Source organism: Kitasatospora sp. NPDC052868 (assembly GCF_044547105.1).
In the GTDB taxonomy this organism is placed as follows: Bacteria; Actinomycetota; Actinomycetes; order Streptomycetales; family Streptomycetaceae; genus Kitasatospora.
On sequence record NZ_JBITZW010000004.1, the window covers coordinates 221,803 to 247,467 of the forward strand.

General features: G+C 72.1%; 27 protein-coding genes and 1 pseudogene. 11 read left to right on the top strand and 17 right to left on the bottom strand.

Going from position 1 to position 25,665, the window contains the following annotated elements:
• Positions 1-157: 157 nt before the first annotated feature.
• Entirely contained in the window at positions 158-1,417 is a 1,260-nt protein-coding gene (locus ACIGZJ_RS09590) for an SPFH domain-containing protein (protein WP_396456692.1), read from the top strand.
• Entirely contained in the window at positions 1,414-2,472 is a 1,059-nt protein-coding gene (locus ACIGZJ_RS09595) for a C40 family peptidase (RefSeq protein WP_396456693.1), read from the top strand. The genes ACIGZJ_RS09590 and ACIGZJ_RS09595 overlap by 4 nt, the downstream gene beginning before the upstream one ends.
• Before the next feature lie 80 nt (positions 2,473-2,552).
• Here ACIGZJ_RS09595 and ACIGZJ_RS09600 read toward each other — a convergent pair whose 3' ends face one another.
• The gene (locus ACIGZJ_RS09600) at positions 2,553-3,515 is read right to left on the bottom strand and encodes an aldo/keto reductase (protein ID WP_396456694.1); all 963 of its coding nucleotides are present in this window, start codon (positions 3,513-3,515) and stop codon (positions 2,553-2,555) included.
• A gap of 173 nt (positions 3,516-3,688) precedes the next feature.
• Here ACIGZJ_RS09600 and ACIGZJ_RS09605 point away from each other — a divergent pair, with 173 nt between their 5' ends.
• On the top strand, positions 3,689-3,886 hold the full coding sequence (locus ACIGZJ_RS09605) for a hypothetical protein (protein ID WP_396456695.1): 198 nt from the start codon (positions 3,689-3,691) through the stop codon (positions 3,884-3,886).
• Positions 3,887-3,922: 36 nt separating this feature from the next.
• Here the strand turns inward: ACIGZJ_RS09605 and ACIGZJ_RS09610 are convergent, their stop codons facing one another.
• From ACIGZJ_RS09610 to ACIGZJ_RS09645, 8 genes and pseudogenes are all read right to left on the bottom strand, one after another.
• Positions 3,923-4,948: an endo alpha-1,4 polygalactosaminidase gene (locus ACIGZJ_RS09610; protein WP_396456696.1), complete on the bottom strand. Its 1,026-nt coding sequence runs from the start codon at positions 4,946-4,948 to the stop codon at positions 3,923-3,925.
• A 22-nt stretch (positions 4,949-4,970) separates the two neighbouring features.
• Positions 4,971-5,666 carry a spherulation-specific family 4 protein gene (locus ACIGZJ_RS09615; protein WP_396456697.1) on the bottom strand — a complete coding sequence of 232 codons (696 nt, stop codon included), beginning with the start codon at positions 5,664-5,666 and terminating at the stop codon, positions 4,971-4,973.
• Positions 5,663-6,574: an NAD-dependent epimerase/dehydratase family protein gene (locus ACIGZJ_RS09620; protein ID WP_396456698.1), complete on the bottom strand. Its 912-nt coding sequence runs from the start codon at positions 6,572-6,574 to the stop codon at positions 5,663-5,665. The genes ACIGZJ_RS09615 and ACIGZJ_RS09620 overlap by 4 nt, the downstream gene beginning before the upstream one ends.
• 131 nt (positions 6,575-6,705) lie before the next feature.
• Positions 6,706-7,413: pseudogene (locus tag ACIGZJ_RS09625) on the bottom strand (NDP-sugar synthase); the annotation flags it as partial.
• Positions 7,414-7,485: 72 nt separating this feature from the next.
• Positions 7,486-8,478 (bottom strand): SDR family NAD(P)-dependent oxidoreductase, encoded by a 993-nt coding sequence (locus tag ACIGZJ_RS09630; protein ID WP_392930631.1) that lies wholly within the window; start codon positions 8,476-8,478, stop codon positions 7,486-7,488.
• Positions 8,479-8,601: 123 nt separating this feature from the next.
• The gene (locus tag ACIGZJ_RS09635; RefSeq protein ID WP_396456699.1) at positions 8,602-10,128 is read right to left on the bottom strand and encodes a hypothetical protein; all 1,527 of its coding nucleotides are present in this window, start codon (positions 10,126-10,128) and stop codon (positions 8,602-8,604) included.
• 64 nt (positions 10,129-10,192) lie between these two features.
• Positions 10,193-11,698: a GT4 family glycosyltransferase PelF gene (gene pelF, locus ACIGZJ_RS09640; RefSeq protein WP_396456700.1), complete on the bottom strand. Its 1,506-nt coding sequence runs from the start codon at positions 11,696-11,698 to the stop codon at positions 10,193-10,195.
• A 109-nt stretch (positions 11,699-11,807) separates the two neighbouring features.
• Positions 11,808-14,165, bottom strand: a complete 2,358-nt coding sequence (locus ACIGZJ_RS09645) for a hypothetical protein (RefSeq protein WP_396456701.1) — start codon at positions 14,163-14,165, stop codon at positions 11,808-11,810.
• Between the two features lie 413 nt (positions 14,166-14,578).
• On the opposite strand from ACIGZJ_RS09645, the gene ACIGZJ_RS09650 reads away from it, so the two are divergent.
• The gene (locus tag ACIGZJ_RS09650) at positions 14,579-15,514 is read left to right on the top strand and encodes a tyrosine-protein phosphatase (protein WP_396456702.1); all 936 of its coding nucleotides are present in this window, start codon (positions 14,579-14,581) and stop codon (positions 15,512-15,514) included.
• A gap of 85 nt (positions 15,515-15,599) precedes the next feature.
• Here the strand turns inward: ACIGZJ_RS09650 and ACIGZJ_RS09655 are convergent, their stop codons facing one another.
• The 7 genes from ACIGZJ_RS09655 to ACIGZJ_RS09685 form a co-directional block, all read right to left on the bottom strand.
• Positions 15,600-16,514 (bottom strand): RNA polymerase sigma factor SigF, encoded by a 915-nt coding sequence (locus ACIGZJ_RS09655; protein WP_392930643.1) that lies wholly within the window; start codon positions 16,512-16,514, stop codon positions 15,600-15,602.
• Positions 16,515-16,704: 190 nt separating this feature from the next.
• On the bottom strand, positions 16,705-17,646 hold the full coding sequence (locus ACIGZJ_RS09660) for an RNA polymerase sigma factor SigF (protein WP_396456703.1): 942 nt from the start codon (positions 17,644-17,646) through the stop codon (positions 16,705-16,707).
• A gap of 269 nt (positions 17,647-17,915) precedes the next feature.
• On the bottom strand, positions 17,916-18,209 hold the full coding sequence (locus ACIGZJ_RS09665) for a Dabb family protein (protein ID WP_387947881.1): 294 nt from the start codon (positions 18,207-18,209) through the stop codon (positions 17,916-17,918).
• A 61-nt stretch (positions 18,210-18,270) separates the two neighbouring features.
• A complete protein-coding gene (locus ACIGZJ_RS09670; protein ID WP_174315669.1) occupies positions 18,271-18,435 on the bottom strand; it encodes a hypothetical protein in 165 nt (54 codons plus the stop codon).
• 632 nt (positions 18,436-19,067) lie between these two features.
• Entirely contained in the window at positions 19,068-19,691 is a 624-nt protein-coding gene (locus ACIGZJ_RS09675) for a hypothetical protein (protein ID WP_396456704.1), read from the bottom strand.
• Between the two features lie 83 nt (positions 19,692-19,774).
• The gene (locus tag ACIGZJ_RS09680; RefSeq protein WP_396456705.1) at positions 19,775-20,419 is read right to left on the bottom strand and encodes an HAD family hydrolase; all 645 of its coding nucleotides are present in this window, start codon (positions 20,417-20,419) and stop codon (positions 19,775-19,777) included.
• A gap of 38 nt (positions 20,420-20,457) precedes the next feature.
• Complete coding sequence (locus ACIGZJ_RS09685; protein WP_396456706.1) at positions 20,458-21,306, bottom strand: GntR family transcriptional regulator; 849 nt, start codon at positions 21,304-21,306, stop codon at positions 20,458-20,460.
• 857 nt (positions 21,307-22,163) lie between these two features.
• Here ACIGZJ_RS09685 and ACIGZJ_RS09690 point away from each other — a divergent pair.
• Positions 22,164-22,412: a hypothetical protein gene (locus tag ACIGZJ_RS09690; RefSeq protein WP_396456707.1), complete on the top strand. Its 249-nt coding sequence runs from the start codon at positions 22,164-22,166 to the stop codon at positions 22,410-22,412.
• Complete coding sequence (locus tag ACIGZJ_RS09695) at positions 22,412-22,771, top strand: WhiB family transcriptional regulator (RefSeq protein ID WP_396456708.1); 360 nt, start codon at positions 22,412-22,414, stop codon at positions 22,769-22,771. The genes ACIGZJ_RS09690 and ACIGZJ_RS09695 overlap by 1 nt, the downstream gene beginning before the upstream one ends.
• 13 nt (positions 22,772-22,784) lie before the next feature.
• Here ACIGZJ_RS09695 and ACIGZJ_RS09700 read toward each other — a convergent pair whose 3' ends face one another.
• Positions 22,785-22,925 (bottom strand): hypothetical protein, encoded by a 141-nt coding sequence (locus ACIGZJ_RS09700; protein ID WP_396456709.1) that lies wholly within the window; start codon positions 22,923-22,925, stop codon positions 22,785-22,787.
• A gap of 13 nt (positions 22,926-22,938) precedes the next feature.
• Between ACIGZJ_RS09700 and ACIGZJ_RS09705 the strand changes: the two genes are divergently transcribed.
• The 5 genes from ACIGZJ_RS09705 (at position 22,939) to traA (ending at position 25,660) form a co-directional block, all read left to right on the top strand.
• Positions 22,939-23,823 (top strand): DUF2637 domain-containing protein, encoded by an 885-nt coding sequence (locus ACIGZJ_RS09705; protein WP_396456710.1) that lies wholly within the window; start codon positions 22,939-22,941, stop codon positions 23,821-23,823.
• The gene (locus ACIGZJ_RS09710; protein WP_396456711.1) at positions 23,820-24,167 is read left to right on the top strand and encodes a hypothetical protein; all 348 of its coding nucleotides are present in this window, start codon (positions 23,820-23,822) and stop codon (positions 24,165-24,167) included. The genes ACIGZJ_RS09705 and ACIGZJ_RS09710 overlap by 4 nt, the downstream gene beginning before the upstream one ends.
• A 4-nt stretch (positions 24,168-24,171) precedes the next feature.
• Positions 24,172-24,552 (top strand): RRQRL motif-containing zinc-binding protein, encoded by a 381-nt coding sequence (locus ACIGZJ_RS09715; RefSeq protein WP_396456712.1) that lies wholly within the window; start codon positions 24,172-24,174, stop codon positions 24,550-24,552.
• 49 nt (positions 24,553-24,601) lie between these two features.
• The gene (locus tag ACIGZJ_RS09720; protein ID WP_396456713.1) at positions 24,602-25,027 is read left to right on the top strand and encodes an ATPase; all 426 of its coding nucleotides are present in this window, start codon (positions 24,602-24,604) and stop codon (positions 25,025-25,027) included.
• A gap of 84 nt (positions 25,028-25,111) precedes the next feature.
• Entirely contained in the window at positions 25,112-25,660 is a 549-nt protein-coding gene (traA, locus tag ACIGZJ_RS09725) for a plasmid transfer protein TraA (RefSeq protein WP_392929877.1), read from the top strand.
• Positions 25,661-25,665: the final 5 nt, after the last annotated feature.

A 25,665-nucleotide genomic window follows, 5' to 3' on the forward strand; every position in this document is an offset into this window, starting at 1 on the left:
TGCGCGTCAGGTCGGCTTCGGACGATTCGTCAGGAAATGTCGACACACGACACCTCAAATGTCGCATTTGATGACGTATGAACTTAGCCTGATCTTGGCACTGCCCGTCAGATCCGGGCCGCCCGTTGCGCGACACACCGACCACGAGGATCCGTGCATGGACGTCACCCGCGATTCTTCGCAGCGACCCGACCACCTGCCGAAAGCACTCCCCCCGGCGCTGCCGGAACGTTCCGCCTCCGGTTCGAGCCCGCTGGCCAAGGCGGGCCGCAACGCCACGCCGACCGGCCCGGCCACCGCGCCGATGGCGGTCGTCCCGCTCCCGGCGGCCACCTCGGGCACCCCCGTCGACCTGCGGGATCCCCTGGAGACGGCCGTCGCGGAGGCGCTGGCGATCCCGGACCCGGCGCCGGCCGGAGCCGTCGCCGCCACCACCTCCCGCCGCCCCCCGCGTGCCGACCAGGCACTGCGCGAGCACGCCGCCGGCACGGTGCCCGGCTGGATCGCCCTGCTGGCGCTGCTGGTCGGGGTGGCCGCCGTACTGCTGGTACTGCTGCACGACGGCGTCATCCCGGCCTGGGACGCGGTGCCCGACCTGCGCAGCGCCGCCGCGAAGGCGAGCGGGGGGTCCGAGGCGGACGCCCGGTCCGTCACCGCCGTCACCGTGGCCGGTCTGCTGATCCTCGTCGTGCTGGCCGGGCTGCTGGCCAACGCGGGCGGCGAGACCAGGGTGCTCACCCGCTGGGGCCGCTACCGGGGAACCGTCCGCCGCACCGGCCTGGTCTGGGTCAACCCGCTGCTGCGCCGCCGCCGGGTGGACGTGCGGCTGCGGCACTGGCGCAGCGAGCCGGTCAAGGTGGTCGACCGCACCGGCACACCGATCATCGTCCGGCTGCTGATCGTCTGGCGGGTCAAGGACACCGCCCGGGCGCTGCTGGCCATCGAGGACCACGAGAACTACCTGCGCGAGCAGGTCCAGGCGGTGCTGACCCGTACCGCGTCCATGCTGCCCTGCGACAGCAACGCGGCACCCGGGCCCGCGCTGCGCGACGGGCAGTGGTTCGCCGACGAGCTCACCCGGGGGCTGGCCGCCGAGGTCGCCCCGGCCGGCCTGGAGGTCTACTCGGCGCAGCCACTGGCGCTGGACTACGCGCCGGAGGTCGCCGAGTCGATGCGCCGCCGCCGGCTGGCGGACCTGGACGCGGGCCTGCGCACGGTGCTGGTGGACGACGCGGTGGAGGCCGCGGCGCTCGCCGTGCGGCGGCTGGAGCGCGCCACCGCGCACGAACTGGACGAGGCCGCCCGCAGTGCGCTGATGGAGCAGCTGCTGGTCGCCTTCGTCGCCCCGGCCGGAGTGGCCGCCTCGGTACCGTCCCCGGCCGCCCGGGCCGGGCGGAAGGAAGGACGACCGGCATGAGGATAGCCACCGGCACGGACGCCGACTTCGACAGCGCGCTCGGCCTCGACCTCGACGCCGACATCGATTTCGACGCCGACGCCGCGCTGATCGGGTTCGAGGAGATGCTCGGCGGCACTCCCGCGCTGGCGGGGTGCGGCTGCCTGAACTGCGCCGGCCGCCCGCGGACCGCGCGAGGGACGTCGGCCGGTGCGAGCGGCGGCGGACGAATACACCGCGCCGTGCGAAATACCTGCCTGGCCACCACCGTGCTGGCGGGTGCCGGTGTGGTCGGTCTGACGGCCGGTGCCGGATCCGCGCACGCCGCGGCCGGCAAACAGGGCTGGGACGGCTCCAAGTACTGGTTCAAGAACGCCGACGGGAAGTGGCGCTACACCAGCCACTACGACGTGTACGCCGGCCACATCGCCAAGCCCGTCGGCTCCGGTACACCTGTCGGTTCCAGTGCGTCAGGCGGTTCGAGCGGCAAGGCGGCGGCCTCCAACGGCCCGGCCGCGTCCTCCGGGATCAGGCAGGGCTGGGACGGCTCGAAGTACTGGTTCAAGAACGGTGGCGGCGAGTGGCGGTACACCAGCCACTACGACATCTACCTGAGCCGTACCGGGCAGTCCGGTTCGTCCGGCAGTTCGGCGCCCGCCCAGCCCGCGGCCCAACCTGCGGCCAAGCCCGCCGCGCCAGCCGAGTCGGCCTCCGGCAGCACCGAGGCCGCCATCGAGTACGCGCTCGCCCAGCTCGGCAAGCCCTACGTCTGGGGTGGCAACGGCCCGTCCGGGTACGACTGCTCGGGACTGGTCCAGCAGGCGTACCGGCGCAGCGGGATCAGCCTGCCCCGGGTGGCGGACGACCAGTACGCGGCCACCACGCCGATCAGCGCCGGGCAGCTGCGCCGCGGGGACCTGGTGTTCTGGTCGGACAGCGGCCGGGCCTCGGGCATCCACCACGTGGGGATATACCTGGGCGGCAACACCTTCGTCGAGGCGCCCAGGCCTGGCAGGACGGTGCGGATATCCACCATCAGCAGCGGCTTCCGCCCGACCCACTTCGGTCGTCCGTAGCCGATGAGCGCGGGGCCTTCGCCGGGAGTCGTCCCGGTGAAGGCCCCGCGTGCCGCCCCGGACCGGTCCGGCGCGCCGGGTCAGCGGGAGGCGGCGTCCAGCAGGGCCGTCTGCTCCGGGGTGAGCCGCAGCGAGGCGGCGGCCAGCAGCGGGGGGAGCTGCTCGACCGTACGGGCGCTGGCGAGCGGGGCGGCGACGGTCGGGCGGGCGGCGAGCCAGGCCAGCGCGACGGTGGCGAGCTCGACACCGTGCTCGGCGGCGACGGCGTCCAGCGCGTCCAGCACCTTGGGGCCGCGCTCGTCCTCCAGGTACCGGGCGGCGCCCTGGGCCCTGGCACTGTCCACGCCCGGGCCTCCGGGGCGGTACTTGCCGGTCAGGAAGCCGGAGGCGAGGGCGAAGTACGGCACGGTGGACAGGCCGTGGTCGGCGACCGTGTCCGCCAGCGCGCCCTCGAAGGTGGCGCGCGAGACCAGGTTGTAGTGCGGCTGAACGGCGACGTACCTGGCCAGGCCCTCGCGCTCGGAGAAGGCCAGCGCCTCGGCGAGCCGCTCGGCGCTGATGTTGGAGGCGGCGATCTCGGCGACCTTGCCCTCCTTCACCAGCTCGTTGAGCGCGCTGACGAACTCCTCCACCGGGGTGTCGTCGTCCCGGTGGGTGTAGAGCAGGTCGATGCGCTCGACGTCGAGTCGGCGCAGCGAGGCCTCGGTGGCGGACTTGATGTTGGCCGCGCTCAGGCCGGTGGCCTCGGGGTGGATGCCCACCTTGGTGGCGACGACGAGGTCGTCCTGGCGGCCGCGGCTGCGCAGCCACTTGCCGATGATGGTCTCGGACTCGCCGCCGCTGTTGCCGGGCACCCAGGAGGAGTAGGTGTCGGCGGTGTCGACGAAGTTCCCGCCGGCGGCGGTGTACGCGTCGAGCACGGCGAAGGACTGCGCCTCGTCCGCCGTCCAGCCGAAGACGTTGCCGCCGAGCGAGAGCGGGAACACCGCGAGGTCGGAGGTGCCGAGCTTCACCCTGGGGGCGTCACTGTGGTTTTCGGTCATGAGTGAAGTCAACCTGATCGGGTCGGCGGCGATTCCTCGGACCCGCAGGTCTTCACGAGCTTGTCGTGTCGCCGTTGCACTGGGCGGGCACGATCACGCGGGCGGCCGCGGGTGATCACCGGGGCGGGGTCCGGGGTGTCGTCGAGACGGGCGGATTCGTTAGAGTCCCTGCCATGGCTGACAACGACTACGACCCCGCCGGCAGCACCCAGATGTTCCGGGCGTTCGTCGACGAGACCCCGGCACCCCAGGCACCGGGCTCCGTCTCCACCTACAGCAGTGGCGGCAACCGCCGGACCGGCGTGATCGCGGCGATCGCCGTCGTCGCGGTGGTCGTGGTGGCGGCCGTCGTCTGGCTGGCGGTCAAGTAACAACTGGTGCCTGGCGGCCGAGTGGCCCCTGCTCCCTCAGCAGGGTCGCCGCCAGGCGTCCAGTTCGAGCTTCTTCTGCATCGAGCTGAAGCCCAGGGCCTTGGTCTGGACGCAGAACTTCTCCGTGCCGAGCTTGTACTCGACGTGGAACACCGCCTTGCCCGCCTGGATGAAGGGCGAGAGCCGGGCGCACTCGTTGAACTGCGAGCACTCCTCGTTCACGGCGAAGTCGAAGTCGCCCAGCAGGGCGGGGATCTGGTCCAGGTCGTTCTTCAGACCGATCGCCAGGCCGCGTTCGTGGGCGAGCGCGGCCAGCATGCGGTTGTACCGGAGCTGGTCCTCGGCGGTCAGCGGGAAGCCGCTGTCCTGGTTGTAGGCCTCGATGGTGTCCGGCTCGACCGCGTCGAAGCCCTTGGACCTGCACATGTCGAAGCGGGCCGCCATCAGCGGCTTCAGCTGGTCGAGCTTGCGGATGTCGAACCACTTCTCGCCCTTCCAGCCGTTGCCGCCGCCCTGCAGGGCCTTGGCGAAGGCGGCGGCGTCGGGGCGGAAGTCCTCCCAGGAACCGGCGTTGATGTAGCAGATCACCTTGCGGCCCTTGGCGTGCAGCGCGGCGACCACCGAGGCGTCGGTCTCGAAGCCGTCGATGTCGTAGACCGGGACGTCCACCGACTGGTCGACCCCGCCGCCGAGCTGCCACTGCCAGGCGAGGCCGGGGGCCGGCTGCCAGCGGGAGCCGGCGGGCTGCGGCGCCGGGCCGCCGGTCGGGGTGCCGCCCGTCGGGCTGCCGGTCGGGGTGCCCGTCGGAGCGCTGGTCGGGGTGCCCGGGGTGCCGGGCGTACCGGGGACGCTCGGGGTGCCCGGAGTGGCCGGGGTGCTCGGAGTACCCGGGGTGCCCGGGGTGCCGGGCACGGGGGCGGCGGTGGCCGCGGGGGGCTGCGCGGCGGTGGCGTCGGCCGAGGGGTCGTCCTCGTCCTCCGAACCGGAGCTGCTGCACGAGGTCGCCAACAGGGTGGTGGCGAGGGCGAGGGCGGCCAGCAGGGGCCGGGTACGGCGGGTCACGGTACTCGAACTCCGGATCGGGTCAGGTAAGTTCAGCGGCGGTCAGGCCGTACGGCAGGGTGCGCCAGGGGTTCTCCCCGGCACCGGGAACGGCGCAGCCGACGCCGGCCCGGCGGGCGGCGATCAGCGCGGCGGCCTCCCGGGCCTGCTCGGCGGGCACGTCGTACACCAGGTGGCAGAAGCGGGCGGCGGCGTGCCGGCCGGTCCACAGCGGCAGGGTCATCGAGCGGTACGCCTCCCAGTCCCCCTCGAAGGTGACCAGCAGGTCGGCGAGGCCGACCTCGGCGTACCCGGGGTCGGGGTGGTCGCCGTGGCCGAACACCACGGTGGCGCAGCCGGCCGCCCGGGCCGCGGTGGCCAGCCGCCGGTAGTGGGCCAGTGCGCCCGGATGGGTGGCGACCTGGTCGAGGTAGACGCCGGTGATGCCGTGTCGCTGACGGTACGTCAGAACATCGGCCACCACGGCGGAGTGGGGCCTTCGGCCGTAGTCGGTGTCCGCGTAGCCGAGCAGCGGCAGGCCCGCCGCGCGCAGCTTCTCGGCGGCCTCGGCGAAGACGTTGTCGGGGGTCTCGCCCGGGCCGTCGGCCAGGTTGAGCACGACGGCGGCGATCCGGCCCGGTTCGGCGGCGGCGACCGCCTGCCAGGCCGCCGGGTCCACCGCGGGGTGGACGTACAGCGGCACCAGCAGGCGGCCGTCGGCGTGGCTGACGCCGGTCATGCGACGACCGGGGCGGCCGGAGCGGTGCTGAGCCAGAGATCGCGCAGCGTGTCGGCGAGCCCGGTCTCCGGGTGCCAGCCGAGCTCCCGGGCGGCGGCCGAGACGTCGGCCTGCTGCCAGGAGACGGCGGCCGAGCGCTCGGAGCCGGCCCCGCTCTCGTCGATCCGGCCGGTGAACCCGGCCGCCGCGGCCAGGCCGTCCGCGATCGCCCGGACCGGCTTGGCCTGTCCGGAGGCGAGGTTGAGCACCCGGGGCAGCGGGCGCTCGGCGGTGACGGCCAGGCCGACCGCACGGGCGATGTCCCGGGCGTCGACGAAGTCGCGGTGGGCGGAGAGGTCCCCCACCTTCACCACGCCCTCGGCGCCCTCCGGCGCCGCCCTGCGCAGCTCGGCGGCGAGCCGGCCGGGCAGCGAACCGGCCGGCGCGCCGGGGCCGACCGGGTTGAACACCCGCAGCACCACGGCGTCCAGCGGCGAGCCGGCCACCGCGAGGGAGCCGGCCAGCTTGGTCGCGCCGTAGACGCCGACCGGGCGGGCGTCGGCGTCCTCGGCGAGCGAGGTGCCGGATTCGCAGACGCCGTACTCGCCGGCCGAGCCGATGTGCACCAGGCGCGCCTTCGGGGCCCCCTGCTGGAGGGCCTCGCAGAGCACGGCCGGGCCGCGGGCGTTGACCTCGGCGAGGGTGACGGCGCTGCCGGCCACCGCCCCGGCGAAGTTGACGACCGCGTCGGGGGCGAGCGCGGCCAACTCCTCGCCGAGCGGGCCGGACTGGGCGGTGGCCAGGTCCAGGCGCAGGTCGTGGTCGGGCCGCCGCCCCGCGGTCAGCACGGTGGCACCGGGCAGTGACCGCAGGACGGTGGCGGCGTGGCGGCCGAGGAAGCCGTCCACGCCGAGCAGCAGGATTCTCACGCGGCCCGTCCGTCGTTCCCGGGGCCGCCGGCGGCGACCGGCTGCCCGTCGGCGCTGTCGGCTGCGGTGCGGGCGGCCGGGATCGGCAGCTCCGGCCCGTCCGGCACGGCGTACAGGCCCTCGGCCGGCTCGCCCGGCAGCAGCAGCGAGCGGTTGAGCGCGAACTCGGCGTTGGCCCGGTCGTAGTCGTCCGGGCGGCCGATGTCCAGCCAGTAGCCGCCGAACTCGTAGGCGGCCGGCGGGGTCTTGGCGGCCAGCAGGTCCAGCACCAGCTCGTCGAAGCCCAGCGGCAGGCCGGGGGTGTACGCGGCGAGCGCGGAGCGGGACACGCCGTAGACGCCCATCGAGACCCGGTAGTCGATGCTCGGCTTCTCCTGGAAGCCGGTGATGCTCCCGGACTCGGTGGTCAGCACGCCGAAGTCGATCTTCACCTGGCGGGCGTAGGTGGCGATGGTGAGCGGAGCCCCGGACGCCTCGTGGTGCTTGAGCACCCCGGCGAAGTCCAGGTCGGTGAGGATGTCGCCGTTCATCACCAGGAAGTGCTCGGGCAGCCGGTCCTGCATGGTGAGCAGCGGGCCCATGGTGCCGAGCGGGCTGTCCTCGACGGCGTAGCCGACCCGCAGGCCCCACTGCGAGCCGTTGCCCACGTAGGCGCGGATGATGTGGCCGAGGTGGCCGATGGCCAGGGTGACGGTCTTGAAGCCCGCGGCGGCGAGCTGGCGCATCACGATCTCGAGGATCGCGTGCTGGTCGCCGATCGGGACGAGCGGCTTGGGGAGCGCGGTGGTGTACGGGCGCAGGCGAACGCCCTTACCGCCGGCCAGGATCACTGCATGCATGGTGTTTCCCCCACGGAAGTCGGTGCGACAGGAGCCTTCGGGTCGGATTACCGGATGCCGGGACGGCGAGGATCAGACGTTGTAGATGTCGGTCTTGTAGCGGGCCAGGTTGGCCGGGTCGCGGAAGAACTCGATGGTCTGCTCCAGGCCCTCCTCCAGGGAGAAGGCGGGGGCCCAGCCGGTGGCGGTGCGCAGCCGGGTGGCGTCGGCGACCAGGCGCATGACCTCGGAGTTGGTCGGCCGGATGCGCTGCTCGTCCTCCTTCACGGTGACGTCCACGCCCATCAGCTTGCCGACCAGGGTGACCAGGTCGCCGACCGAGATCTCGCCGCCGGTGCCGGCGTTGAAGGTCTTGCCGACGACGGCCTCGGCGGGGGCGGTGCCGACCGTGCGGAAGGCGCTCGCGGTGTCCTTGACGAAGGTGAAGTCACGGGTCGGGCGCAGGTCGCCGAGGGTGATCTCGCGCTCGCCGGCGGCCAGCTGGGCGATCACGGTCGGGATGACGGCGCGCATCGACTGGCGCGGGCCGAAGGTGTTGAACGGGCGCAGCGTGACGACCGGGGTCTCGAAGCTGGCGTGGTAGCTGTCGGCCAGCCGGTCCCCGCCGGCCTTGGAGGCGGCGTACGGGGACTGGGTGTTGATCGGGTGGTCCTCGGTGATCGGCACGGTCTGCGCGGTGCCGTAGGTCTCGCTGGTGGAGGTGTGCACCAGGCGGGGGATCTCCAGGTGGCGCACCGCCTCCAGCACGTTGAGGGTGCCGGTGACGTTGGTCTCGATGTAGGAGTGCGGGGCCCGGTAGGAGTAGGGGATCGCGATCAGGGCGGCCAGGTGGTACACCGCCTCGGTGCCCTTGACCAGGCCGTTGACCGAACCCGGGTCGCGGACGTCGCCAAGGACGATCTCGACCGAGTCGAGCACCTCCTTGGGGAGGGTCTCCAGCCATCCGAAGGACGAGAAGGAGTTGTACTGGACCATCGCGCGGACCTGGTGGCCGTCCGCGACCAGGGTCTCGACGAGGTGGGAGCCGATGAAGCCCTCGGCTCCGGTGACGGCGACGCTGCTCATGCTGGGTATTCGCTTTCTCGGTGATCGGGGACGGGCTGAGCGGTGTGTGGTGGCCCAGCCGGGTGTGCTGTGCGGTGGTGCGGTGGTGCGGTTCGGGCCGTGCTCGGTTCAGCGGTGCTTGGTTCAGCGGTGCTTGGTGGTGCGGCCGAGCACGGGCCCGGCGATGGCGGTGAGGACGACGGCCGCCGCCCCGCAGCCGATGAGCTGCAGGAGGGTCGGGTCCACACCTGTCAGCAGCCCGGCGCACTCGGCGCCCGCGGCGGCCAGACAGATCAGGGCGGTGCTCCAGCTGAGCCCGAAGGCGTTCAGCAGCAGCGCCAGCCAGAGGGAGCCGCCGAGCAGCAGCAGCGCGCCGAGCTCGCGGACCCCGAGCGCCGGGGCGCCGGGCCAGAGCACGGTGGCGGCGGCGTCCAGCGCGGCCACGGTGGTGAGGTAGATGAACAGGCAACCGAGCAGCACGCCGCCGGTGCGGCGGACGAACTCGCCAGCGGTGTGGCTGGTCCGCAGTGCCGCCACGGCCATCGCCCGGTAGCGGAAGAGCAACCACTCGGCGAGGCCGAGGCTGAGCGTCAGCGCGATCATGGCCGGCCCCGTCGGGCTGGTGGCCGCGCCGTCCGCGGCCCCGGTGCGGACCGCCTGGTGGACGGTGGCGCCGAGGCCGGCGATCAGGGTGAGGGTGCCGACGGCCAGGCCGAACAGCAGGTGCGGGATCTCCTGCCGCAGCGGCAGCCGCAGCACGGTGGCGTCCTGTTCGCTGCGCAGGCAGCGGATGATCTCGCGGGTGGCCAGGCCCAGCGCGAGCCCGAGCGAGGCCAGCAGCACGACCGTCCGGGCCAGCTGCGGTACGTCCACGGCCAGCACCACGCCCGCGCCGATCGCCGACGGTGCGAGGGCCACCAGCAGGAACTTCTCCCGGCCGAGGACCAGCAGCACGGTGGCGGCGGCCAGGTAGCCGGACTGCCCGGCGGCGAAGCCGAGCGAGCCGAGCGGCCCGCCGACCACGTACCCGGCGGTGGCCGCCGTCAGCGCGCCGACCGGTGCGCCGACGGCCAGGCAGATCCCGGCCGCCCGGCGCCGGCCGCGGCCGAGCCAGGCGTACGAGCGGTGCGCCAGCGCCTGGTTCCAGGACCAGCTGACCAGGGTGGACACCGAGAGCGCGAGCATGCCCGAGGGCAGGCCGAATCGCATCCGGGTGGCCGCGAACAGGTTGGCGCCGAGCAGGTAGCCCAGGCCGGGCAGGGCGAACACCAGGCCGCGGACCACACAGCGCCAGGGGTCGGCCCGCCAGGGGTTGGCGAACTCGGAGCTCGGGCCGGGGTAGCGGCGCTCGACCTTCTGGAACAGCTCCTCGGCGACGGTGAACGCGTCGGGGCGGCCGTACAGCAGCGCCGCCTGCTCGTCGGAGAGGCCGTCGGACTCCAGGTAGGCCGCGATCTCGTAGGGGTGGACGGCGTCGGCGCAGACGTCGGCCAGCCGGTCGGCCAGCTCGTCCAGCGGGTCCGGCGAGAGGTCCAGCTGCTCCTCGGGCTCGGTCCGCTGCGCGGGCAGCACCGGGCGGCGGCGCTTGCGCGGCAGGGTGCGCAACTGCACGGTCTGCTCGGCCCACTCGGGGCCGGCCTCGTCCGGGACGAGGCGCAGGGGTCCGCTCATGCGTTCACCTCGCTGCGCTCGGCGGCCGCTTCGCGGGGTGCGCGCCGGTCGATGGTCCGGTCGTTCACGCGCCCACCTCGCTGCGTTCGCCGAGGGCCACCGGCTCGTCCCAGTCGGCGGGTGCGCCGTCGGCGACGGCGACCACGCCGTTCGGCAGCCAGCGGGAGGTGCCGAGCAGCTCGGTGTAGATGCTGCGGAAGCCGTCGATGTTCTGGCGGAGCGTGAACTGCTCGATCACCCGCAGCCGGGCCTGCTCGCCGAGCCGGGCCCGCCGCTCGGGGTCGCGCAGCAGCTCGATGGCGGCGGCGGCCATGGGTTCGGGTTCGCGCGGCGGGACGACCAGGCCGGTGTCGCCGACGGCCTCGCGCACGCCGCCCACGTCGGTCGAGACGGTGGAGCGGCCGCAGGACATGGCCTCGATCAGGGTGAACGGGAAGCCCTCGCTGATGCTGGAGAGCATCACCACGTTCCCCGCCGCGTACGCGTCGGTGATGTCCGCGACGCGGCCTTCGAAGGCCACCGAGTCGGCGACGCCGAGCTCGGCGGCCAGGGCTATGCACCGGTCGCGGTAGGCCTCGCCGCCCTTGGGCGTGCCGCCGAACAGCCGCAGCCGGGCGTCGGGTATCTCGCGCCGCACGATCGCGAAGGCCTGGATCAGCGTCTCCAGGTCCTTGATCGGGTCGACCCGGCCGGCCCAGCTGAGCGTCGGCGTCTCGGGCTCCGGTCCGGCGGGCGGGAACGCCGCCGGGTCCACGCCGTTGTACACGGTGCGGATGTGGGCGGACGGCGTGCCGCCGCGCTCCTCCCAGCGCCGGTTGTACCGGTTGCCGGGGGTGACCAGCGCGGCCCGCCGGTAGCTCTCCTCGGCGAGCATCCGGTAGAAGCCCAGCAGCAGCGCCTTGACCGGCCAGCGGTAGGGGCCGGTGCGGTAGCCGAGGTAGCGCTCGCGCAGGTAGATGCCGTGCTCGGTCAGCAGGAACGGTACGCCGTACTGCTGGGAGGCGATCAGCCCCGGGAGGGTGGCCAGGCCGCCGCTGGCGGCGTGCGCGACGCCGTCCTTGGGCGGCTCGACCGACAGCGGGCGCAGCGCGTGCTCCAGCAGGTCGGTGGCGTTCAGCGCGTCGTGCAGGGTGGGCCGGGAGACGGCGGTGGAGAGGTAGTCACGGGTCCAGACGTGTTGGAGGGTGCGCAGGGCACGCTCGCTGCGCAGCGCCGGGCTGAGCAGCCCGCGCCGGGCGAGGTCGGCGAAGCCGTACAGCTCGGTGCCGAAGTGGGTGGTGTAGACCGGGTCCAGGATGGAGTGCAGGAACCGCTCGTAGGCGTTGAGGAAGCGGCGCATCTCCTTGCCGCGCGGTGCTCTGGCCTCGATGGCCGGGCCCCACAGCGGGGCGGTCGTGACGGACCGCACGTTGGCCGGCAGCTCCCAGGCCAGTGGTTCGTGGCCGGTTCCGGTGACCGCGACGATGTCGAAGTCCACGTCCGGCATGCCCTGGACGAGCTGGTCGCACCAGACGCTCACGCCGCCGTGCTGGTGCGGGTACGTCCCCTCGGTGAGCAGGGTGACTCGCATTGCCTGTCCCCCCTCCTGTCCTTGCGTCAAGCGCCCGGCGCGGATGGCCGGGTCGGGTTACCGGTGGTGGGGCCGGGGGACGGCCCGGCCCCACCACCGGTATCACCTGTTAACGGGTGCCGGGCTGACCGGCGGTCTTGCGGGCGGGTTCGGCCTTCCCCCCGGAGGCCTTGCCGCTCTTGGCGCTGCCCTTGGCGACGCCCTTGGCGTTGCCGCCGGTGACGCCCTTGCCGGCCACCGGAGCGCCGCTGCCGGGCACCAGGGTCGGCGCGTCGGTCCGGGCGGTGTCGCTCGGGCCGGCCGGGACGGCGTCGGCGGTGCCCTGGGGCACCACCTTCTTGTCGGCCGGCGCCGGCGCGGTGACCGCCTTGGCGGCGGCGTTCGGCGCGGCGACGGCCGGGGTCGCCGGGGTGTTGGCCGCGGTCAGCTTGAGCGTGACGCTGCTCTGCAGCTGTGCGGGCTTCACCCAGCCGGACAGCGTACCGGCGTAGGCGGTGCCGAAGGGCGCGGTTCCGATGGAAACCTTCTGGGTGGTGCCGGTCGGCATGGTGGCCTGGATCTGGACACCGGCCGGGGCGCTCACCGTGACGGTGTCGCCGACCCGGTACGCGGTGACCTGGCCGGAGGCCAGGGCCGTGCTCCACGCCGCGCGGCGCTGGAACTCGGCGCCGATCTCCTTCTGCGGAAGGTTCACGACCGGGGCGTTGTCGGCGTGCAGCGAGCGGTAGGTGGAGAGGATCCGCTCCAGCACCGGGTAGACGATCCGGTCCTCGGACAGGTTCGACTGGTGGATGAAGTGCGGGCGCGGGTCGTTGCTCAGCACGTGGCCGAGGTCGATCCGGGCCTCCAGCGGCACGATGTACGACTGGTAGCCGGTGTTGACGTCCAGCGGCGTCGGCAGGCAGGTGGAGTTGGCGTTGTTCTCGCAGACGCCGCTTCCGCCGTTGGCCACGCTGGTGTAGATCCAGTTGTACTCGTCGGCCTCCTCCTTCGCCGTCCCGGCGTTGTAGAAGACGTTCATCGGGTACCGCGGCACGGTCAGCACGGACGAGCCGACGGCCCGCTGGGCGGGCTCGCGGGAGGCGTCGCTGGCGGTCCACTTGACCCCGTTGGCGACCAGCGAGGGCGCCAGGTACGGGTTGTCGCTGGTCTCCTGCGGGGCGGTCAGCAGGCCGGAGTGCTCACCGGTGACCAGCTCGGTCTTGTCGATGACCAGGCTGTGCGCCGCGGCCCAGTCGATGTTGTTCTTGACCTGGGAGGTGATGGTGGCCTGGTCGACCCAGACGGTGGCGCCCGCGGCGTCCTTGGTGCACTTCCACGGGACCACCGAGACGTCCTGCAGGCAGCCCAGGTACGGGTGCGTGTAGGTGTGGTTGACCCACCGGTAGCTGGCCTGGTCGGCGACCATCTGGTCCACGACCGGGTCGGCGGTGACGCTGTGGTCGGCCTTCCAGTCCTCGCTGCCGCCGCCGTTGAACACCATGTCCATGGTGAAGTTGTGGGCGGTCTGCCACTGCTTCGCGAACTGCGCGTCGGCGGCGGTCATCCGGATCGGGTTGGCCGTCTCCGGGGTGCCGGGCGGGCAGGTGACGTCGCCGGGGGTGCACTTGAGGACGGTGTCCCAGCGGTCGTCCGCCAGGAAGACGTCGTCCACGTGGGCCGCGAAGTAGTTGCGGTCGTACCCGAGGTGCACGCCCTGGGTGATCCAGTCGACGATGCCCCGCGCCAGCAGGCGGTACTGCTGCTGGTACTGGTTGTAGACGAAGGTGACGACCAGTTCCTTGCGGCCGTCGTGGCTGTACTCGCCGACCAGCGAGCCGCGGGCGGTGGAGCCCGGGATCGGGGCGTCCACCAGCGGCGTGAACGAGGCGCCGGCCGGCGGCGAGGCCAGCGGGGTGGCCAGGTAGCCGTAGCTCTCGTCGACGGTCGGGTCGTTGTCCTCGAACGGGACGGCGCCCTTGAGGTAGCCGAACGGGCCGGCCGTGCCGGCGCCGGTGACCTGGGCCTGGACGCCGTCCAGCTTGCCCATGTACCCCGGGTCCTGCGCCCAGTTCAGGCCGACGTCCGGCCTGGCGTAGGTGTAGGCGTCGACCTGGCGGACGCCGAAGGCGGCCTCGTAGGTGGCGAGGGCCGTCATCTCGGCCGAGCCGGCCGCGAAGGGGTTGTCGTTGGGCATCACGATGCCCTGGTACTTGCCGCGCGGCTGGCCGTTGACGGTGTCGCTGAGGAAGGCGGCATCGATGACCGGACGGTTGGCGTCGTTGAGATTGACGATCTTGTACGGGGTGCCCTGGCTCTTCAGCTCGGCGGCTATGGCCGCCGTCGCGGGGCCGCCATCGTCGATCACCAGGACCGTGAGGTCGATCCTGGGAGCCGTGGTGGCGCCGTGTGCGAGGGACGACTGCAGGCCGCCGGCCAGCAGGACGGCTGCCGCGCAAGCGGCAACTCTTCGGGTCGCTCGACCCATGTGTGTTCCTCCCCTGGGCAGGGCGCTCCGCTGCTCGGCGCTCTTCTGCCCGGTCGCTGTTCGCGGGCAGCAGGCTGCCCGGCGCCCATCCTGGTGGAGACTCCGCACCGATTGGGACCAAATGGGCGGGAGTGCAGCGAATCTGTTACCAACGTTCATGGCGATGCCATGAAGGCGCTGATTGTGGCCGGAAGTGGACCGGTTACGCAAATAATGAATTGAAAATTAAAAAGCGCTGCCGGAGCGTTACCGCTGGTCACCAAGCGTGTGGCCGGGGCGGGGGCGGTGCGCCCTACACTGGCGGCGCTGCGCGTGACACCCTTGCACATCTGCCCGTTCTGCTGGGCAGGTTCATGCAATATCGCGCAGGGTTGTGCCATGTCACAGTCTGAATATCCATTGGAGGGCACCGGGTGACCGAGCAGCAGACCGAGAACGTCGTTTTCGAGGCCGTTGCGGGGGCCGCGGAGAACGATCCGGCGGCCCGGAGCCTCGGGCTGCGCGGGGCCGTCAACGCCCGCGATCTCGGCGGCTACCGGACGGCCGACGGCCGGGTGCTGCGGCACGGCGTCGCGCTGCGCAGCGACGGTCTCAACCGGCTCACCGACGCGGACCTCGACCTGCTGGTCGCCCTCGGCCTGCGCCAGGTGGTCGACCTGCGCAGCCTCGACGAGGTCCGCGAGGCCGGCCCGGACCGGGTCCCCGGTCTGCCGGTCGCCGACATCGCCGCGGCCGAGCTGTCCGCCCGGCCGATCACCGTCGAGCGGACCACCGCGGACGGCATCACCCTGCACCACCTGCCGGTCTTCGCCGCCGACTTCGACATCTACGTGGCGCTGCGCGACGCCCTGGCCGACCGCAGCCCGGAGAAGCAGCACGCCCTGCTGGGCGACGGCAGGGCCGCCGCGATGATGGTCGGCCTCTACCGCTGGTTCGTCACCGACGCCGTCGCGCGCGAGCGCTTCGCCACCGTGCTGCGGCTGCTGGCCGCGCCGGACGGCGCGCCGCTGCTGTTCCACTGCTCGGCCGGCAAGGACCGCACCGGCTGGACGGCGGCGATCCTGCTCACCGTCCTCGGGGTGGACCGCGAGACGGTGTTCGCCGACTACCTGCTCACCAACGAGCGCTCCGCCGAGATCGTCGAGAACATCGTGGACAGCTTCGGCACCCGCGGCCTGATGCAGGACCCGGGGCTGCTGCTGCCGGTGTTCCGGGCCGAGCGGAGCTACCTGGAGGCGGCCTTCGCCGAGGTCGAGGCCGGCTGGGTCACCTTCGAGAAGTTCTGGCAGGACGGCCTGGGCCTGGACGACGACGTCCTGGCGGGCCTGCGCGCCAACCTGCTCGCGTAGGGCCCGTTCGCGAAGGACCTGTCAGGCCGGACCGGCCGGACGGGTCCTGGCCGCGTCCGCCCGTTCCGCCGGGCGGACGCCGCCGTCACCCCTCGTTGGTCAGGCCCTCGCGCAGCTGGGTGAGGGTCTTGGTGAGCAGCCGGGAGACGTGCATCTGGGAGATGCCGATCTCCTCGCCGATCTGCGACTGGGTGAGGTTGCCGAAGAAGCGCAGCATGATGATCCGGCGCTCCCGCGGCGGCAGCTTGGCCAGCAGCGGCTTCAGCGACTCGCGGTACTCCACGCCCTCCAGGGCGAGGTCCTCGTAGCCCAGCCGCTCGGCCAGCGGCCCGTCGCCGTCCTCCTCGCCGGGGCTGGAGTCGAGCGAGCTCGCGGTGTACGCGTTGCCCACCGCGAGGCCCTCGACCACGTCCTCCTCGCTGACACCGAGGCAGGTGGCCAGCTCGGCGACGGTGGGGGAGCGGTCCAGCTTCTGCGCCAGCTCGTCGCCGGCCTTGGTGAGCGCCAGGCGCAGCTCCTGCAGCCGCCGCGGCACCCGCACCGACCAGCTGGTGTCCCGGAAGAAGCGCTTGATCTCGCCGACCACGGTGGGCATCGCGAAGGTGGGGAACTCGACCCCGCGCTCCGGGTCGAACCGGTCGATCGCCTTGATCAGGCCGATCGTGCCGACCTGGACGATGTCCTCCATCGGCTCGTTGCGGCTGCGGAAGCGCGCGGAGGCGTACCGGACCAGCGGCAGGTTGAGCTCGATGAGGGTGTCGCGGACGTAGGTGTGCTCCCCGCTTCCGGGCTCCAGGACGGCCAGCCGCAGGAACAGCGAGCGGGAGAGCGTCCGGGTGTCCAGCCCGGCGCCCGGAGGGGCGGGTGGGGCCTCGGGGACGGGTGTCGCGGCCCCGGCCCGCTGGGCCGGGATCAGGTCGGCGGTGACCGTCGCGGTATCGGCGTCGCCGACGTGGACCAGCGCCCCGTGGATCTCCGCAGTGCCGAGCTCTCCGGACATGCGCCCACCCCCTTGTGACTGACATTTGAACGGGTGCCGCCGTGCGGGGGTTCCCGCACGGTGCCCTCCCCCTCCATACCGGCCCACCGCCCCCGGCAAACCCGAACGTCGCAAGATGTCACGCGTCGGTAACGCGTAGCAATCTTGATTCGGACATTCATTTGCCCCGGACTGTCCGGGATTATGACGGTCAGTCTTCCCAGGAATTGCCGGTTCGAAGCCTGGTCAGGATGCGCGAAAGTAGCCGGGACACATGCATCTGGGACATGCCAAGCTCGGTGCTGATCTGTGACTGGGTCAGATTGGCGAAGAACCGCAGCATGACGATCCGCCGCTCCCGCTCCGGCAGCTGGACCAGGAGGTGGCGGACCATGTCCCGGTGTTCGACCTCGTCCAGCGCGGCGTCCTCGTAGCCGAGCCGGTCGAGCAGGGCGAGCCCGCCCTCGTGCTCCTGGGCGGCCTCCAGAGAGGCGGCGTTGTAGGCCCGCCCGGCGTCCAGGCAGGCCCGGACGTCCTCCTCCGGGATGCGCAGGCTGGCGGCGATCTCGGGGACCTTGGGGGCCCGCCCGTGCACCACCGTCAGCTCCTCCATCGCGCCGCTGACCTGCACCCAGAGCTCCTGGAGCCGGCGCGGCACGTGCATGGTGCGGACGTTGTCGCGGAAGTACCGCTTGATCTCGCCGAGGATGGTCGGCAGCGCGTACGTCGGGAACTGCACGCCCCGGCCCGGGTCGAACCGGTCGATCGCGTTGATCAGGCCGATCGTGCCGACCTGGACGACGTCCTCCATCGGCTCGCTGCGGCTGCGGAAGCGGGTCGCCGCGTAGCGCACCAGCGGGATGTTGACCTCGATCAGCGCGGCCCGGACGCGCTCCCGCTCGGGGGCGTCCGCGGGCAGCTCGGCCATTCGTTCGAACAGCACCCGGGTCAGGGTCCGGACGTCCACCACGGGGCGGCCGCCGGGGCCGCGCAGGCCGTCCGGGCGCAGCTCCCCGGCCGGGCTGATGATGGCGGCCAGGACCTCGTCCCCCGGCGGTGGCGGCGGGGGCCGTTCGGTGGTCTGCTCGGCGGCCTGTGGGCCGGTGGGCCCGGTGCCGGTGTCCGGCGCGCTCCCTGGTGTCCGCACGGACACGTCACCCCTCCCGAATTCGATGAATGGCGGGACCTGCGGATCGGGAGTCGCGTTTCGTCTCACCACCTCGCCATGTCCGGCAAAACCGGTCATAGCATCACAAGGCGGGCACAGGTCGGGCAAGCACCGTGTGGAGGTGTGTTGGTGGGGTGGTGACGCCCCGCCGAGCCTCCGGGGGCCCTGCCCGGGGCACCGTTCCGGCACACACCAAGGCGCCCCGCCCGGGTCTCGGGCGGGGCGCCGGGGCCGTTCGGGGGGTGGCCCGGGGATCAGACCTCGATGTCGGCGATCACCCAGGTGGCGAACTCGCGCCACTGCCCGGCCGCGGCCTGGTGGGCCGGATGGGCGATGTAGGACTGCAGCGTCTCGCGGTCCGAGACGAGGCTGTTGATCGCGTAGTCGTACGCGATGTCGCGGTCGGTGGTGTTCCAGCCGCACTCCCACTCGCGCAGCTCGGGGATGAGCGCGCCGAGCTCCTCGAACGCCTTGGCGCCGGCGACCGCGCGCGGGTCGTCCTTGGTGACGCCTTCGTTGAGCTTGAACAGGACCAGGTGCCGGATCACGATGCCGCTCCTCGCGGACGGGGGGTGAGGGTCCCGCCCACCGTAGCCGCTGCCGGTGGGGCTACTTCACCAGCCCGGTCATGAAGGTGCCGATCGCCTTGGCGGCGTTCGAGATCCCCTCGAAGCCGAGCTGGACGAGTTCGGCGGCCCGGGCCGGAGAGGTGATGATCGTGTAGAGCACGAAGACGAGCAGGAGAACCATGCCGATCTTCTTCGCCTGCGCCATCCGGTGGCCTTCCTCCCTGCTGTGGGCCGCCGCCACTCGGTCCCCGAGCGGCCCTCTGCACTGGGCAGCTTATCCACCGGACGGCCTATCACGTGTGCGACGCGTTCACCCGGCGGGACGAAGGTCCCCGCGAGTGGGGCCTTTCTCCGGGTGCCCCGGCGCGAGCGGTGCAGCACGATGGGTGGTGTACCCGGGGACCTGGCAGGAATCCCCGGTACGTGGATCCGGAGCCCCCGCTGTGGGACCGGGCGCCGCGACTCCCCCCGACGCGGCCCCGGTTGTGGGACTCCGCCCGGGGGAGCGGTTGGTCCCCCGAGCCGCTCCCCCCTTCAGGCTCCGTACTCGCCGGGCGTTGGTGGTCATCGGCCTCGGGTACGGAGTTCTTTCGTGCGGGGGAACGACGAAGGGCCCGTCCGGATCGGACGGGCCCTTCGTGATGCTGGCGGTAGCGGTGGGATTCGAACCCACGGTGAAGTTGCCCCCACACACGCTTTCGAGGTCTGTGCGGCCGTGTCCGGCGGGGTTCGCCGGGGTTCCGGCCCCTGGTGGGACGGGCGTCGTAGGGGTGCGATGAACCCCGGCGGACGGGGGTGAATGAGACCAGAACTGAGACCAGTCAGTGAGCTTGCCGGTCACAGCACGGGAATGAAGTGGCCGAAGATCACTACGGCTACCGTTGCCCCGACACCGAGCGCGAAGTACGTGAAGCTCACTCGCCCCTGATGGCGCTGCTGGCCTGCGGTGACGTCGACAAGGGCCTGTTTGACTGCCGCAGCAGCCGCCTCGTCTAGCTGGGCCAAGTGCTTGGCGTGTTCCTTCTGAGCCTCGATCCGTTCGAGAGCCTCAACCTGGACGGTCAGCTCTGCTTCGAGCTGCTGCGACAGTGTGGCCGCCTCCACCAACGCTTGGCGGAGCCGGTCGACCTTTGCTTTGAGCCGCTCTGGGCTACGCGACTCCTGTTGGAGCAGGGCCTCGGCTTGCTGTAGTGGCCTGAGGACTACGTAGTACATGTACGGAAACCACAGCAGTAGAGGCACGGCGACTGCAAGAACAACCGGCCACTCTGTGTGCTCGGCCATCTGGCTGCCAGCCGATACGAGGCCAAGGGTCACCCCGAAGGTCAGTGCGCCGTCAAGGAGATTGGCACCAAAAGTAGACCGTGTGGATGCGCCTCGGTTGTATCTGGAGTCCTGGTTCCGCTTGATCCAGATCCACAGCCTCACCAACGACCGGCTCTTAGTGGCCTCACCGCTCATGGGCGCAATGGCAGCAGATCCCGGTGAACCAGCCAGGCATGGATTGCCCGACCCTCGCCGCTATCACCCTTCTGGCCGTGTGGCTACGTCAGCGCCTTCGCGATCTGCTCCATGTGGTCGACCACGACCGTGGCGCCAGCGTTAGCGAGTCGAGTGTCCTTCCCCGGCTTGTTGGCGTAGCCAATGGTTGGGATGCCGGCTGCCTCTCCAGCTTCGACATCCCGGGTCGCGTCGCCGATGAAGATGCATTCCTCCGGCTTGCTGCCCGCAGAATCCATGGCTTCGAGCAGGAGGCGGGGGTTCGGCTTCATGGATGAGGGCTCCCCTGGGGCGCGGCCGAAGACTCCCGCCACGTAGCCACTGAGACCGTGCGTGGCGAGGTAGGTCTCGATGGCCACACCTGCGTTGTTACTGACGACCGAGACTAGCCGGCCGGAGCGCGCGCAGGCACGGAGAACCGATTCTCCGCCCGGGGTCGGCCGGCCAACCTGGACAGCTTCGGTTTCCAGGGCGGCCAGCGCGGCGTCCGTGCCCCCCGTCAGGTCGGGCCGGACATCCGAGATCAACCGGAGCAAGGCGAGAGGGTCGTTCTCATCCTCTGCCCCGGCCGGGGCCTGCTCGCCAGAGGAGAGCAGGCCCTCCCGGAGTCGTCGGGCGACCTCCGAGGCAGGGATGCCGGCGAAGACTGAGCACACCGGGCCGTCGAAGTCGAGCAGAACGTGCTTCACCGGTCGGAGTACATCCGTGAGGGGCTGTGTCGTGGCGCTCATGGCTGACGCTCGTAGGCGATCGTGGCCCACACGCTGTCGAACCACATCTGGGCCTGCTGGACGTACTGCGAACCGAGCGACGCGTCATCCGGCCCGGCGGCGTGGTGGAACAGGGTGGTGTCCTTGCCCGTCACGTCGTAGAACGTGCGGTCCGTGCCGTCCACTGCGATGGTCCGCTCACGGAGCGGATAGAAGCCGAAGAAGGCTTCCGACCGGTTCAGGATGTACAGCTTGAACAGGCTGGACGCCCGGTGCACCTTGACCTGGACGCTCGCCGACTGGACGAGCCCCAGCTCTGCCAGTACCCCGACCGAGTGGGCGATGCCGCCTGCGTTGGTCAGAGCGATGTTCCGGGCTCGCTCGCGAAGTGCCACCTCGTCTTTGAGCCCGTCGACCAGCACGGGGACGGCCATCGGCTCTGTGGTGTCCGGCAGTAGCAGACGCACGGTAATGGACTCCGGGGTGAGCCGCCCGGAGCGGACCTTGTCCAGCGGCTCCTGCATGGCGTTGTGCAGCGTCTCGCTGGAGAACCCTGCGAAGTCCAGAGTCACCTGCTGCTGCTCGAACGCCGCCTCGAGGTGGGGCCGGAGTCCGACCGGCCGAGAGGTGCGCTCCCGGACGAACGAGCCGCTTCCCTGCCGGGTCACGATCAGCCCCTCGGTGCGGAGCAGGTCCAGCGCCTTGTCGACGGTGCCGCGCGCCACGCCGAAGTGCTTCGCCAACTCAGGGCCAGAAGGAAGTTTGTCGCCGGTCTCGAAGCCCGGCTTCTTGGTGAGGATTGAGGCCCGCAGAGAGCTGCTGACCTGCTGATACGGGGGGCGCGAGTCATCCGGGTCTAGGGCCATGCGCCAATGCTAAGGCAGGTGCCCAACAGACGCGAGAAACCCAACCCTCTTGACCTGCCTAGGCAGGTTCTCTATGTTGAGAGTGTCGCAACCGAGAGAAGCGGTAGCGACGCAGAGGGGCCTTCTTTGGGCTGCTCTGACCTGCATAAATGCGCCCGGAGGGGTGGGGTGACAGCCCCCTGAAGGCCGTGCTTGCTGTTTGAGAACTGAAGAGTGATCGTGCGGGACCGACGCGAGGGCGGCGGTCGCGGTAGGCACCTAGGCCGAGAGGTCGGGGGTGGACCGCCGTGATGAACGAAGCCCTCCCCCTGCGCAGTGGCATGCCACCCCTTCGGGGGTGTGGGGATGGACGGGACGCTGACCAGGCCGATTCGTACGGCTGGCTGGCGGTCCGAGAGACCAGCGGAGTCCCAACGCACGTGGCGGGATGAGACAGACCGCCCCCGAGGCGACCGGGTGATGTCGCCGACGGCAGCGAGCCACGCAGCACCGCCCACACGGGGTGCGCCGTCCTGCTGGTGCTGAGCAGAGAGAGGCACCGGACCAGGCCCGACAGTCCTGACGCCCGTAGGACGGGCACCCCATCTACCCGCCCTTCGAGGGCTTCACCGAAAGGGGCCTGCCATGAGCCGGACCCATATCCGGCCCCGCCGCTGACCAGCGGGCGGGGCCCACCGCTTCTGGTCGCTCCACCAGTGATCACGGCTCCCGACGCGCACCGGCTGCCCACATGGGGCGGCGGGGTCGCGCCGGGTTCCGCGGCTGCTCGTTGAGCACCGATCCCCCTATGCGGCTGCGGCCCCGGTGCTGGAACACCGGGGCCGCTCAGGGCCGTCCCGAGTAGAGGAACACGACCCATGAAACTGATTGTCGCAGGCCAGGACGCCGTGACACAGGACGAGTTCGCGGAACTCGCGTTCGGCTTCGGTGTCGACGCCGAGCTGTTCACCGGCACCGAGGACGAGTCGCCAATCGAGCGGCTGGCCCGCCTGGACGCCGCGCGGGACATCCTTCGCGACCTCGACCCGCCGGCCGCGCGCTTCGCCTCCGGGCTGATGCGTACGGCCGAGCGTCGCCGGGTGCAGACCTGGAAGGCGGCGGCCTGATGACCCACCGCCACACGCTGCCCTTCGTGGGCACCCGTGCCCCGCACCGGGCCGCCCGCCCGGCGGCCACCGTGCTCGCCGAGGTTGCTCCGGCCGCCGGCGGCGACCTGCGCGGCGCCGCCTGCACCGGCGCCGACCCCGACCTGTTCTTCCCCGACGACGACACCGGTAAGGACGTCGACGGGTGGGCCGGGCGCCGGGCGAAGATGATCTGCGCTGGCTGCCCGGTGCAGTCCCTCTGCCTGGGCATGGCGCTGGAGCGCCGCGAGCCGTACGGCATCTTCGGCGGCCTGAATGCCGGCGAGCGCCGCGCCCTCCACCGCCGCACCACCCGGGCGGGCAGCGGGGGTGTCGCGTGAGCACTCACGATGCTCACCAGCCGCTCACGGCACCCCGGTCGCGGGCCGCTGGGAGGGCCTCGATCAGCCCTTCGCAGATCCGCTCCGCCGAGCAGGCGCTGAGTGTGGGGACGTGGACGATCACGTTCGGCGCTGTCCTGTACAGCGTGCTCACGGTGACCCCGTTGATGTCCGGACACAGCCCGGCGGGCTGGGAGTGGACGGCGCCGATCCTGCCGCTGGTCGTGGACGCGGCCGTGGTGATCGTGGTCCGCCTCGACAGCACGCTCGTGCGTCTCGGCGGGGACGGCGGGCGCTGGCCGGTGGTGCTGCGCTGGATGACCGGCCTCATGACGGTGCTGCTCAACACCGGTCAGTCGGCGCTGGACCGCGATCCGGTCGGGGTGTCGGTGCATGCGGTGGCGCCTCTGCTGCTGATCGTCACGGCAGAGGCATCCCTGGCCTACCGGCGGGCGATCACCGCTGCGCTGGCCGCCCGTGAAGCGGCTGAGCGCGCCGAGCGGGAGGGGCGCGAACGCCTCGCCGAGGACAAGCGCCGGCAGGCCCGCGAGGACCGGCTGGCCGAGTTCGCCGCGGCCGAGCGGCGCGAGCGTGAGCGCCGTGAGCACGAGGAGCGTATGGCCCGTGATCAGCGTGAGCACGAGGCCCGGCTGGTGCGCGAGGAACGGGCCGAACGGGCCCAGCGGGAGGCCGCCGACCGGGTCGAGCGCGAGCGCCGTGAGCGCGCGGTGAGCGAGCGTGAGCGCCGTGAGCGCGAAGCCGCCCAGACCCGTGAGCAGCGTGAGCGGGAGGCCGCCGAGCGGGCCCGCGAGGAGTTGCTGTCCGGCGGGCCGGCCGCCGAGCGGCTCCCGGAGGACCGCGCCCGCGAGATCGCCAAGGGCGCGTTCGCGGTCGGCCTGCCCCAGCGCTCCGCCGTGGAGCTGACCGGCTGGTCCGCCGGGTGGATCGCAGCCCGCTACCAGGAACTACGCACAGCCCAGGCCGAGCGGCCCGCCCTGCACGCGGTGCCCGCCACCGGCACCCCGAGCGACGTCGAGGAGAAGGCATCGTGACCACCACCGAGAACGCCACCACCGCGACCGGCCAGCTCAGCGCGGCCGGCGCCCTGTTGGCCATCCTCAGCGCCCACACCGACCTGCCCACCCCCGCCGCGGGGCTGCACGAGTTCCTGAAGCCGGGCACCGGCATCCCGTGGGGTGCGTGGGGCGTGAAGCTGTCGCTGCACGGCAGCCTGACCGAGTTCGAGGAGTGGCGCGAAGCCTTGGGCCTGGACCCCGCCACCGCCGACAGCGGCGAGTGCGACACCACTCACTGGCTGACCGTATACGGCATCAGCCACGGCGTACCCGTCGAGGTCAACGGCTTCTACCACCTGCCCGACGGCACCGGCGAGTAGCGCCATGGGCATCCCCCGCTTCTGGGACCCGACCGGCGACCGGCACGGCGGCACCCCCACCTACCCGTGGCGGATGGCCCCGACCGGCTACCTCACCAAGCGGCAGCTGCGCGCCCGGGGCCTTCGCCCCGGCGGCCAGCCGGTCGCCGCGCAGGTCCTCTGGCGCTCCCGCCGCAGCACGTCTGGCATGCGGGCCGCCTACCTCTACCGCCTGACCCTCGCCAAGCCCGTGAGGCCGATGACCCCCGCGAGGGCCGCGGCCCTCGCCAAGGCCAACGCCGCCCGCCGGACCTGCCCGGCCTGCGGGCACGACGCGGGTTACGTGCTCCCCGCGCACCTCGGCACCTGCCTGCCGTGCGCCGACAGTGCCCCGATGGCCGCCTGAAACCACCCCTGACCTGCCCCGCTGCCACCAGCAACAGGAGGCTCATGTCATGTCCGTGACTGAAATCCGCGTCGTGAGCTTCGGCTACCTCCACGGCGCCCCGCCCGCGGGCGCCACCCTCACCCTCGATCTGCGCCGCCACTTCCGCGACCCGCACGTCGACCCTGCCCTCCGGCACCAGAGCGCGAGCGACCTGCCGGTCCGCCGGACGGTGATGGCCACCCCGGGCATCCGGGAGCTGATCACCTCGGCCGCGCTGCTGGTCGACGCGTTCGACGCCGGACCGTCCGAGGCGCCGCTGACCGTCGCGGTCGGGTGTGCGGGCGGCCGCCACCGCGCCGCCACTTTCGCCATGGCGCTGGCCCGGCGCCTGGGCAAGACCGGCGTCCGGGTCACCCTCACCCATCGCGACCTGGCCAAGCCCGTGGTCGAGCGCACCGCCACCGGTCGCGCCGTCACCGGCGTGCGGGTCTGACGGCTGCCCGTCCCTGCTCGGCCCTGACGGGTCGGGCGGGGGTGGGGAGCCGGGACAGTCCCGGCCCGCAGGGGAGGCACCGCGATGAGCGTGAACTCGACGTCGCCGAACAGCGGCACGAACAACAGCAGCGCCGGCGGCGCGCGCAACGGCTTCGGGGCCGGTGCGACGTTCGCCCCCGGGATCAGCATCAACGTCAGCAAGAACACCGCGTCCGGCGGCGCCGCCCCCGCCGGCGGTGCGCCGAAGGCGGGTGCCGCGGCGAACCCCGGCACCGGGGTCAACCGCACCTCGGCGCTGGCCCTGCCCGAGCCCGCGTTCTACTCGGCCGCCGACGTCCGCTCCTACTGCGAGGCGCTGCGGGCGTTCGGCGCCTACTCCGCGATCGAGGTGGAGGTGGCGGCCGAGATCCTCAAGGCCGCCCTGGAGCAGGCCCCCGGCGCCCCGGGTGACCACGTGTTCCAGAAGAAGATGCGGGCCCGCGCCGTCGCCAAGAAGCTCTCCAAGGCCGCCGACGCCCTGACCGACGCCGCGAAGGACGCCGCCGCCGCCTGGGCCGCGTTCCAGCGCGAGTACGCCGACGTCATGACCCCCCGCCCCGCCCCGCAGCAGCACCGCCCCTTCCAGTTCTGATCCGA

Coding starts and splice junctions, on each gene's coding strand:
- ACIGZJ_RS09675 (WP_396456704.1), bottom strand. CDS start 19,691: ATGAGCGGTGAGGCCACTAAGAGCCGGTCGTTGGTGAGGCTGTGGATC.
- ACIGZJ_RS09655 (WP_392930643.1), bottom strand. CDS start 16,514: ATGTCCGGAGAGCTCGGCACTGCGGAGATCCACGGGGCGCTGGTCCAC.
- ACIGZJ_RS09720 (WP_396456713.1), top strand. CDS start 24,602: ATGTCCGTGACTGAAATCCGCGTCGTGAGCTTCGGCTACCTCCACGGC.
- ACIGZJ_RS09615 (WP_396456697.1), bottom strand. CDS start 5,666: ATGACCGGCGTCAGCCACGCCGACGGCCGCCTGCTGGTGCCGCTGTAC.
- ACIGZJ_RS09635 (WP_396456699.1), bottom strand. CDS start 10,128: ATGAGCGGACCCCTGCGCCTCGTCCCGGACGAGGCCGGCCCCGAGTGG.
- ACIGZJ_RS09630 (WP_392930631.1), bottom strand. CDS start 8,478: ATGAGCAGCGTCGCCGTCACCGGAGCCGAGGGCTTCATCGGCTCCCAC.
- ACIGZJ_RS09715 (WP_396456712.1), top strand. CDS start 24,172: ATGGGCATCCCCCGCTTCTGGGACCCGACCGGCGACCGGCACGGCGGC.
- pelF (WP_396456700.1), bottom strand. CDS start 11,698: ATGCGAGTCACCCTGCTCACCGAGGGGACGTACCCGCACCAGCACGGC.
- ACIGZJ_RS09685 (WP_396456706.1), bottom strand. CDS start 21,306: ATGGCCCTAGACCCGGATGACTCGCGCCCCCCGTATCAGCAGGTCAGC.
- traA (WP_392929877.1), top strand. CDS start 25,112: ATGAGCGTGAACTCGACGTCGCCGAACAGCGGCACGAACAACAGCAGC.
- ACIGZJ_RS09690 (WP_396456707.1), top strand. CDS start 22,164: ATGAAACTGATTGTCGCAGGCCAGGACGCCGTGACACAGGACGAGTTC.
- ACIGZJ_RS09605 (WP_396456695.1), top strand. CDS start 3,689: ATGGCTGACAACGACTACGACCCCGCCGGCAGCACCCAGATGTTCCGG.
- ACIGZJ_RS09595 (WP_396456693.1), top strand. CDS start 1,414: ATGAGGATAGCCACCGGCACGGACGCCGACTTCGACAGCGCGCTCGGC.
- ACIGZJ_RS09695 (WP_396456708.1), top strand. CDS start 22,412: ATGACCCACCGCCACACGCTGCCCTTCGTGGGCACCCGTGCCCCGCAC.
- ACIGZJ_RS09590 (WP_396456692.1), top strand. CDS start 158: ATGGACGTCACCCGCGATTCTTCGCAGCGACCCGACCACCTGCCGAAA.
- ACIGZJ_RS09645 (WP_396456701.1), bottom strand. CDS start 14,165: ATGGGTCGAGCGACCCGAAGAGTTGCCGCTTGCGCGGCAGCCGTCCTG.
- ACIGZJ_RS09600 (WP_396456694.1), bottom strand. CDS start 3,515: ATGACCGAAAACCACAGTGACGCCCCCAGGGTGAAGCTCGGCACCTCC.
- ACIGZJ_RS09670 (WP_174315669.1), bottom strand. CDS start 18,435: ATGGCGCAGGCGAAGAAGATCGGCATGGTTCTCCTGCTCGTCTTCGTG.
- ACIGZJ_RS09705 (WP_396456710.1), top strand. CDS start 22,939: ATGTCCGGACACAGCCCGGCGGGCTGGGAGTGGACGGCGCCGATCCTG.